This window comes from Mesorhizobium sp. LNHC232B00, assembly GCF_000502435.1.
Classification (GTDB): Bacteria; Pseudomonadota; Alphaproteobacteria; order Rhizobiales; family Rhizobiaceae; genus Mesorhizobium; species Mesorhizobium opportunistum.
Map to the genome: position 1 here is coordinate 24,483 of NZ_AYWP01000045.1, position 9,573 is coordinate 34,055.

Genomic DNA, 9,573 nt, shown 5'->3' on the forward strand with positions numbered 1-9,573 from the left:
AAGCTTGAAGCGGCAACGGAGCATTGCGGGTGCGGACAATCAAGCCGGTAGCTGGAACTTCGTCATCCCTGGGCGAAGCAGCCGATGGCGGCCTCGTGGAAAGCTCGACCGAGACAAGAATGGCATTCCGTGTCAAAACTTGCGCAGGGGGAGATTCCATGAGGATCGACAAAGCCGGTGCCCTGAAAAAGACAGCCATGGGCCTGTTGGGACTGGTCGTCGCCATGGCGGCGGGGTGCGGTTCAATCGACTATCAGAAACTCACCACGGGTCAGCTGTCGGGAAGCCTTTTCGTCATGTGGGTCGGTGAGGGCAACAGTTCGGGCGACGGAAACTTCCTGTTCGTGCCCGACCCACGAGATCCATTGATCTTCCATCGATCGGATCCGTCTGCTCCGGGCAGCACGATCCAGCCGGGTCTCATGTACACGGACGGCGGTTCGATCCCGAAGATCGCGCAGGTCTTCAAGGGGCTGTCGCCTTGGGGCTACGCACCGGCCTACATGATCCATGATTGGGTCTTTATCGCCCACCATTGCATAGTGGACGGCAGCAGCGAGAACCGCTTCGACCAGGTTCGCGGCGTAGAATTCGACGATTCCGCCGCGATTCTCGGCGAAGCGATCAAAGCGCTGATCAAGGCTCGACAAGTTGCCCCCGACGACGTGGCGCCAAGTGCCATAACGGCTGCCGTCGGAAGCGTGATTGCCAGGAACCTTTGGGATCAGAAAGGCGCTTGCAAGTCCCTGCAGGTCAGCGCCAAGGACATCGCCGCCGCGGAGGCAGCCATACCGGGATCGACCAGCAAGGCACGGAATTTGAGGGCCTTCCAGGTTCCAGAGACGATCGCGCCCGCAATTCCCCAGGCAAAGCCGGCGAAGATCGTGGCTCGCGTGACATTCTGAGCTGATCCGTGCAAATGCCGGCCGCTGCTGGTCACCCTGGCTTTGGTCCGCCCAAAGGCTCCGCTTTTCCGGGCTTTCCGGTTCCCGCCCCGATAAACGAAAAGGCCGGACAACAGCCCGGCCTTTTTCGTAGATGCTTGATTCCCTGGAAGGAAATTGGAGCGGGTGAAGCGATTCGAACGCTCGACCCCAACCTTGGCAAGGTTGTGCTCTACCCCTGAGCTACACCCGCTCACACGGCGTCTTGGCCGCAAGCCGGGCCTATATGGCTGAAGAGCGCGGCGATTGCAACAGGGAATCGCGAGCCTTTTTACAAGCTCCGGGGTGATGCCGGCAAACCGCCGGCGCCGGGCGGATTTCACCGTCGCCTTGCGCGATGGTCTTGTGTCTGCCGCCCTATTGGCCGTAAACGGCAAGGCAAGCAAACGGACGAAGAAGAAGATCGATGCCGAAAACCGAAGCCGAACTTTTTGCATTCCTGGCCGAACTCGGGATCGCTGTTTCAACGATACGCCACCCGCCGCTCTACACGGTCGCCGATTCGCAGGCGCTGCGCGGCGAAATCGCCGGCGGGCACACCAAAAACCTGTTCCTGAAGGACAAGAAGGACAATTTCTTCCTGGTCACCGTCGGCGAGGACGCCGTCGTCGATCTCAAGCAGATCCACCAGCTGATCGGCGCCGCCGGCCGGGTTTCGTTCGGCAAACCGGAGATGCTGATGGAGCTTCTCGGCGTCGCGCCGGGCGCGGTTACCGTCTTTGGCGTCATCAACGACAGGCAAAACCGGGTCAAGCTGGTGCTCGACAAGGATTTGATGGAGCATGCCGTCATCAACGCGCATCCGCTGACCAATGAAGCGACGACATCGATCGCGGCGGCCGACCTGATCAGATTCGTCGAGGCAACCGGGCATGATGCTGCTATCTTGAAAGTCTCGGCGTGATCGCCACATGGATGGCGAAACCGACTTCCAATGAAGACTTTGCGCCGACCCGCGGGCCGGCGGCGCAACCGAAAGGGTGACGAGATGAGCGACAACAATCCGTTTGGCGGGTCATTCGGCAGCAATGGCGGCCAGTATTCGACCTCGGTCCAGTATGGCGGAACCGAGCCGGCGCGCGCGAAAGTCGCGCTTGGCGAAGCGCCCGCCGGACCTGTTGCTGCCGGTCTCGCTGCTGCTGGAGATATCATCAAGGACACCACGACCGCCGCCTTCGCCGCCGACGTCATCCAGGAATCGCGCCGCCAGCCGGTGCTGGTCGATTTCTGGGCGCCGTGGTGCGGGCCTTGCAAGCAGCTCACCCCGCAGCTGGAGAAGGCGGTCAGGGCCGCCGGCGGCAAGGTCAAGCTGGTCAAGATGAACATCGACGATCATCCCTCGATCGCCGGCCAGCTCGGCATCCAGTCCATTCCGGCGGTCATCGCCTTCAAGGATGGCCAGCCGGTCGACGGCTTCATGGGTGCCATCCCCGAGAGCCAGATCGCCGAATTCATCACCAAGGTCGGCGGCAAGGGCAATGGCGCGCCGGCCGTGGCCGAGGCGCTGGCGGCTGCGACCGAGGCACGTGACGCCGGCGACATGCAGACCGCCGCCGACATCTATGACGCCGTGCTGGCGCAGGCGCCGGATACGATCGAGGCGATCGCCGGGCTGGGCGAGTTGCTGTTCGAGGCCGGCGACACGGACGGCGCCGAAGCGTTGCTGGCGACGGCACCGGAGGCCAAGAAGGATGCGCCGGCGCTTGCCGCCGTGCGCGCCAAGATCGCGCTGGCGGCGCAAGCCGCTTCGCTTGGCAATCCGGCCGAGTTCGAGCGCCGGCTGGCCGACAATCCCAACGACCATCAGGCGCGTTTCGATCTGGCCATGATCCAGAACGCGAGGGGCGAGCGCACGGCGGCGGCCGACAATCTGCTCGCCATCATCAAGGCCGACCGCGCGTGGAACGAAGACGGCGCCAAGACGCAATTGCTGCAGTTCTTCGAGGCCTGGGGCATGACCGACGAGGCGACGCTGGCCGCGCGGCGCAAATTGTCGTCGCTGCTGTTTTCCTGAGCCGGTTATCGGCTGTTTTGTCGCACAGGCTTGCGAGATCAGGCCAAAGCGCCAGATAGGTCAGGCTGGAACTTGCAGGCTGGAACCAGGCAGAGTTGACGCGCTTCCTTGTGGAAGCGATCGGAGGAACGAGGTGCAAGCGGGAAACGCGCATTACCGGCTCGCCAAGGATTTGCCGTCAGCGATCCCGATCTTTCCGCTTGAGGGGGCGCTTCTGCTGCCGGGCGGCCGCATGCCGCTCAATATCTTCGAGCCGCGCTACCTGCAGATGGTGGACGAGGCGGTTGCCGGTTCGCGGCTCATCGGCGTTATCCAGCCCCGCCTCGACGGCGCGCTGCGCGACGATGGCGAGCCGGAGCTCTGCAATGTCGGCTGCGCCGGGCGCATCATCGCCTTTTCCGAGACCGGCGACGGCCGCTACCTGATTTCGCTGCAAGGCGTGTGCCGGTTCCGCATCGCCCACGAACTGACGGTCAAGACGCCGTTTCGCCAGGCAAAGCCGGCGCCCTTCCTCGCCGACCTCGATGAGGACCAGGCGGCGGACGAGATCGACCGGCCCGCGCTTTTGAGAGCATTTCGCGCCTATCTGCAGGCCAACGACCTGGAGGCCGACTGGGAAAGCGTCAGCCGCGCCGAGAACGCCATGCTGGTCAACGCGCTTTCGATGATGGCGCCCTACGGACCGGCCGAAAAGCAGGCGCTGCTCGAAGCGGCGGACCTGAAGACGCGGGCCGAAACGCTGATCGCCATCACGGAGATGGCGCTGGCGCGCGAGAACGAGGATTTTGGCTCGAGCTTGCAGTAAGATGCGTCAATATCCGGGTGATGCCGGCCGCAAATGGCGGTTTGCTGCGCTTCCGGTGCTCACGTACGAAAGTACGCTCCGCTCCGGTTCTCGCAAGCCTCCATTTTCGACTCGGCCTGACCCGGATCTCAACACATCTTCTGCGTGAAGCTGGAGGAGAGCGCGATGGCGGATGGGCGTGACGGAAGGAAGACCACTGTCGACCCCAAGCTGCTGGAACTCCTGGCCTGCCCGCTGACCAAGGGACCGCTGGCCTGGGATCCGGAGCGGGGCGAGCTGATCTCGCGGGTCGCCAAGCTCGCCTATCCGGTTCGCGACGGCATCCCGATCATGCTGCCATCGGAGGCGCGGACGATTTCGGCGGAGGATGTGCTGTCGCCGCCGAAATTGGGTGGGCCATCGTAAATTCGAACATATGCGACGAGAAGATTGCCAGAGGCTGGCGGGACAGCGCCCCCCTCTGTCCTGCCGGACATCTCCCCCACAAGGAGGGAGATTGGCTGCTGTCTCCGCTTTCGCCAATCTCCAACGTTGAAAGACAGGCTGGCTGGCGAAGCTGCCGATCTCCCCCCAAGTGGGGGAGATGTCCGGCAGGACAGAGGGGGGCGCTGTCCCGCCGACGTCAAGGTTGCCTCTCACTCCTGCTCCGCCGTGGGTAACGAAGGTGAGGCTGGGCCTACTGAAAATTGCGCCCCTTGGGCATGACCCTTTCCGCCTCTTCCGATAGCGTTGCGAGATCCTGCCCGACCGGTGCTTTGCGTATCGCGGGTTGGCTGGAGCGATCGGTTCCCTGCCTGGAGACGTGCCGCTGAGAAGCAGCGTCCGGCGCTCCCGCCTGGCTGACCTTCTCCAGTAGCGCGGTCAGCCAGGGCGTCAGATCCTCGATCTTCTCGGCGACGATGTGGACGACACCGGATTCCGACTGCAATTTGCCGCTGACCTTCACGAACCGCGCGCCCATGACGATGGGGCGGAAGCGGGTAAAGGTTCTCTCCCAGAAGATGACGTTGGCGACGGCCTTGTCATCCTCCAGCGTCAGGAAGATCGCGTTGCCCTTGCCGGGGCGCTGGCGCACCAGCACGAGGCCGGCGACGGAGACCCGCCTGCCGTCGCGCACGGAAGAAAGGTTGGCATTGGGCGTGATGCCAGCGCGGTCGAGCCGTTCGCGCAGGAAGGCCACCGGATGCGCCTTGAGCGACAGGCCGAGCGAGCGGTAGTCGTGGATGACATGCTCGCCGAGCGGCATTTTCGGCAGCTTCGTCTCGGGCTCCAGCTCGCGCAGGCGCAGCGTCGGCTGGTCGAACAGCGGCAGCTTCTCGGCGGCACTCTTGCCGTCCAGCGCGCGCACCGCCCACAGCGCGTCGCGGCGGTCGAGGCCGAGCGAGCGGAAGGCGTCGGCCTGCGCCAGCCGCTCGATCTCGTGGACATCGAGGCCGGAGCGCAGCCAGACGTCACGGACGGACAAGTAACCGTCGCCACGCCTTGTGACGAACTGCTCCATGCGTTCCTTGGACAATCCCTTGATCTGCCTGAAGCCAAGCCGCACCGCATGGGCCGTCTCGATGACGCCGCGCATTTCGGCATGGCGCGGCAGGATGCGGGCCGGGTCGAAAGGCGCTTCTTCCAGGGTGCAGTCCCAGACGGAGAAATTGACGTCGACCTCGCGGATATCGACGCCGTGGTCGCGCGCGTCACGCACCAGCTGGGCCGGCTGGTAGAACCCCATCGGCTGCGCGTTCAGGATCGCGGCGCAGAACACGTCGGGATAGAAGGTCTTGAACCAGCAGGAGGCATAGACGAGCAAGGCGAAGGAGGCGGCGTGGCTTTCGGGAAAGCCGTATTCGCCAAAACCCTCGATCTGCTTGAAGCAGCGCTCGGCGAAGTCTTTCGTGTAGCCCTTGCCCATCATGCCGTCGATCATGCGCTGGCGGTAATTGCCGATGGTGCCGGTGCGTTTGAAGGTGGCCATGGCGCGGCGCAATTCGTCTGCCTCGCCCGGCCTGAAGCCGCCGGCGACGATGGCGATCTTCATCGCCTGTTCCTGGAACAGGGGAACACCCAGCGTCTTGCCAAGAATCTCTTTTAGTTCCGGCTTGGGATACTCGGCCTCCTCCTTGCCTTGGCGGCGGCGCAGATAGGGGTGGACCATGTCGCCCTGGATCGGGCCGGGCCGCACGATCGCCACCTCGATGACGAGGTCGTAGAAATTTTGTGGCCTGAGCCTGGGCAGCATCGACATCTGCGCGCGCGATTCGATCTGGAAGACGCCGAGCGTGTCGGCGCGGCAGATCATTTTGTAGACCTGCTTGTCCTCCGGCGGCAGGGTGGCCAACATATAGGGTCGGCCGAATTGATCCCGCGCATCCGGATAATGATCTTCGAGCAAGGTGAAGGCGCGCTGCAGGCAGGTCAGCATGCCGAGCGCCAGCACGTCGACCTTGAGTATCTTCACCGCGTCGAGATCGTCCTTGTCCCATTCGACCATCTTGCGCTCGTCCATCGCCGTCTTGACGATCGGCACGATCTCATCGAGCCGGTCCCGGGTGATGACGAAACCGCCGACATGCTGGGAGAGGTGACGGGGAAAGCCCATGATCTCGTTGGCGCGTTCCATCACGTGCCTCGATACGGGGTCGGTCCGGTCAAGGCCGCCAGCGCGGGCTTCCTTCTCGCCAAGCTCGGAGGTCGACCAGCCCCAGATCGAGCCGGACAGAGACGCCCTGACATCCTCGGACAGGCCCATTGCCTTCGACACTTCGCGCAGCGCCGAGCGACCGCGATAGCTGATGACGGCTGCGGCCAGCGCGGTGCGCTTGGAACTGTATTTCTCGTAAATGTACTGGATGACGGTCTCGCGCTTTTCATGCTCGAAATCGACGTCGATGTCGGGCGGCTCGTTCCTCTCCTCGGAAATGAAGCGTTCGAACAGCGTGTCGATCTTGTCCGGCCCGACTTCGGTGATGCCGATGCAGAAGCAGACGATCGAATTGGCGGCCGAACCACGGCCCTGGCACAGTATGTCCTGGCTGCGGGCGTATTTGACGATGTCGTGGACGGTGAGGAAATAGCGGGCGTAGTTGAGGCGCTCGATGAGAGTGAGTTCTTCCCCGATGCGCTTGATCACGGAGGCAGGCACTCCGGCCGGGTAGCGCCTGGCGGCTCCCTCCCGCGCCAGCCTTTCCAGCTCGGCTTGCGGGCCGAGGCCGGATTCCGTCGGCTCGTCGGGGTAGTTGTACTGGAGATCGCTGAGCGAGAAGGTCAACTCTTCCGCGAACCGCAAGGTCTCGGCCAGCGCCTGCGGATGCCGGCGGAACAAGCGGGCCATCTCCATCGGCGGCTTCAGATGGCGCTCGGCATTGGCGGTGAGCTGCAGCCCAACCTCGGCGACCGGCGTGTTGAGGCGGATCGCGGTCAGCACGTCCTGCAGCGGGCGACGCTCGGCGGTGTGATAGAGAACGTCGTTGGTCGCCATCAGCGGGATGCCGGTACCCTCTGCAAGCGCTGCCGCCTGTTCGATCCTGAAGCGGTCATTGCCGGCATAATCGGGCGAGACACCCAGCCGCAGAGCTCTACCGAAGCGGTCCTTGAGCTGGCGAAGCAAAGCGAGACTGTCTTGCGCGTCCGCCACCGGATCGGGCAGTACTGCGAGCGACATCAGGTCCCCCCATTCGAGCAGATCGCTGCGCTGGAGCAACGTTGCGCCCTTCTCGGTTTCGTCACGCAGATTGGCTTGCGTCAGCATGCGGCAGAGATGCCCCCAGCCCGCGCGGTTCCTGGGATAGGCAAGGATGTCCGGCGTGCCGTCGCAAAAGACCAGCCGGCAGCCGGGATGATAGGAAAGCTTTTCGACCTTGGCCTGCTGCCAGGCGCGCACCACGCCCGCCACCGTGTTGCGGTCGGCAAGCCCGATCGCGGAGAAGCCCAGCAGCTTGGCCGCGACGACTAGCTCCTCCGGCTTGGAAGCGCCGCGCAGGAAGGAGAAATTCGACTGGATGCCAAACTCGGCATAGGGAATGACGGTCAGCGCGTTCATGCGAAGACCCCGTGCAGGAACCAGCGCGGCGGGATCTGCGAGGCGCCGCCATAAAGCCCTTGCCGGTAGAGCCAGTAACGGCGGCCATCGGCATCCTCGATGCGGAAATAATCGCGTGTCGAGGCCGCGGCGTCGTCCGATGCCTCGCGCCACCATTCGGCGGCGATGCGCTCCGGTCCCTCCGCACGCGTGACCCGGTAGAGTGCGCGCCGCCAGCGAAAATTCAGCGGCGGTCCCTCGGGCATTTCGGTGGCCGGCACCTCGATCGGCTCGGGCGCGCGGAACAGCCGGATCGGCCGCTCCGGCGGGAAGATGGTCATCGGCGCCTGCAACCTGTCCGGCTTCCTTGGCGGCGTGGTCCGGCGCGGGGCCTCGGTGAAAGGAATGGTCGCGACAGCGCGTTCCGGCAGATGGCTTTCGACAGCGACCGGCTGCAGGACAGCACCTTCGCCGAGCCGGGCGCGGATGCGATCGGCGAACAGCGCGATGTCGGCGCCGTCGTCGTTCACCTCGCCGGTCAGATCGGCCTGTTGCATGTCGAAGGCGGCGGCCGCCAGCACGGAAAGCCGCACCAGGTCGAAACCATAGCCGGCATCGATATGCTGCTCGAGCGCGGCCAGCCTTTCATGGAAGAGTTTCTGGATCAGCCGGGGATCGCGCATCGGCCGCGAGGTGCCGAGCGCAATGCGGCTGACGGCGCCATCGACGCGAAAGAGCAGCAGTGCCAGCGTCCGGGCACCCTCGCCGCGGCGCTCGAGATCGGCCTTCAAGGTCGTCGCCAGCATGCCCACCAGCCGCTCGATCTCCTCGGTCAGGGTGACGGGCTCGGCGAGGTGGCGCTCGACCGAAAGCGGCGCGACGGGAAGGCGCGGCGAGACCGCTTCGTCGAGGCGGCCAAGCGCCTGGTCGAGGCGCAGAAGCAGCGAGCCGCCGAAGCGGCGGGCAAGCGGGGCGCGCGGTGCCGCCATGAGGGCACCCGCCGTGCGCAGGCCGACGCTTTCCAGGCTGGTGCGGGTTTCCGGCGCTATGCGCAGTGCCGCCAGCGGCAAGGGCGCGAGCAGGGCCTCCTCCTCGCCTGACACGACGATGCGGTCGCCGCAGAAGCGCGCCGCCGCCCAGGCCGCGCCCGGTGTCGCGGCAAGCCCGGCACGGACGGCAAAACCCTGATGAAGGAAGCGCGACAGGATGTCGTCCAGCATGGCGCGTTCGCCGCCGAACAGGTGGGTGCAGCCAGTGACGTCGAGAAACAGCCCATCGGTGCCGTCGATCGCCACCAGCGGGGTGTAGCGGTCGCACCAGTCGGCAAGGCCTTCGAGCAGGCGCCGGTCGGCCTCGGGATCGGCCTCGACGATGTCGATCGACGGGTACATGGCGCGCGCGTCGGCAATGCCCAGGTCGCGTTTCAGGTGCAGCGCCTCAGCCCGCTCGTCGAGGGCCGAGATACGCTGTGCGTTCCCTTGGCGGTGGCTGATCACGAGCGGCGGGTGAGATGGCGTCAGGTGATCCGAAGGCCGGGAACGCCAGGACCGCCCCAGACGCTGGCGCAGGATTCTTTCCACCGCCAGATAGGGAAACCACAGGGACAGGATCCTTTGCCCGGTCTCTTTCGCGCCTTCTTTCGTCGCCCGCTCTTTCATCGAATCCGCGTTCATCGGGGTTCCACTCCAGTGTGAATTGTCCAGGCAGGGCCGTGCGGCTCTTGCCGATGGTGATGGTGAAGGCCGGGCGGCCGATCGAACCGGCGAGCGGCCCGGCGACCGTGGCGCGCGGCGCCGCC

The 9,573-nt window shown here is 64.8% G+C and carries 7 protein-coding genes and 1 tRNA gene; 5 read left to right on the forward strand and 3 right to left on the reverse strand.

Annotation, left to right across the window (positions count from 1 at the left end; all coding sequences use genetic code 11):
* The first annotated feature begins 95 nt into the window (after positions 1-95).
* Entirely contained in the window at positions 96-905 is an 810-nt protein-coding gene (locus X743_RS139780) for a hypothetical protein (RefSeq protein WP_156934553.1), read from the forward strand.
* Between the two features lie 157 nt (positions 906-1,062).
* On the opposite strand, the gene X743_RS139775 is transcribed toward X743_RS139780, so the two are convergent.
* Positions 1,063-1,137 (reverse strand) — tRNA-Gly (locus X743_RS139775).
* Between the two features lie 213 nt (positions 1,138-1,350).
* Between X743_RS139775 and X743_RS139770 the strand changes: the two genes are divergently transcribed.
* The 4 genes from X743_RS139770 (at position 1,351) to X743_RS139755 (ending at position 4,168) form a co-directional block, all read left to right on the forward strand.
* The gene (locus X743_RS139770) at positions 1,351-1,848 is read left to right on the forward strand and encodes a prolyl-tRNA synthetase associated domain-containing protein (protein WP_013892165.1); all 498 of its coding nucleotides are present in this window, start codon (positions 1,351-1,353) and stop codon (positions 1,846-1,848) included.
* A gap of 84 nt (positions 1,849-1,932) precedes the next feature.
* Positions 1,933-2,958 (forward strand): thioredoxin, encoded by a 1,026-nt coding sequence (gene trxA / locus X743_RS139765; RefSeq protein WP_023769035.1) that lies wholly within the window; start codon positions 1,933-1,935, stop codon positions 2,956-2,958.
* 133 nt (positions 2,959-3,091) lie between these two features.
* Entirely contained in the window at positions 3,092-3,763 is a 672-nt protein-coding gene (locus X743_RS139760; RefSeq protein WP_023769036.1) for an LON peptidase substrate-binding domain-containing protein, read from the forward strand.
* A 165-nt stretch (positions 3,764-3,928) separates the two neighbouring features.
* A complete protein-coding gene (locus X743_RS139755) occupies positions 3,929-4,168 on the forward strand; it encodes a Trm112 family protein (RefSeq protein WP_023769037.1) in 240 nt (79 codons plus the stop codon).
* A 271-nt stretch (positions 4,169-4,439) separates the two neighbouring features.
* Here the strand turns inward: X743_RS139755 and X743_RS139750 are convergent, their stop codons facing one another.
* Positions 4,440-7,796, reverse strand: coding sequence for an error-prone DNA polymerase (locus X743_RS139750; RefSeq protein WP_023769038.1), 3,357 nt, complete (start codon positions 7,794-7,796; stop codon positions 4,440-4,442).
* Positions 7,793-9,433: a DUF6504 family protein gene (locus tag X743_RS139745; RefSeq protein WP_031258722.1), complete on the reverse strand. Its 1,641-nt coding sequence runs from the start codon at positions 9,431-9,433 to the stop codon at positions 7,793-7,795. Before X743_RS139745 ends, X743_RS139750 begins: the two co-directional genes overlap by 4 nt.
* Between the last annotated feature and the right edge of the window lie 140 nt (positions 9,434-9,573).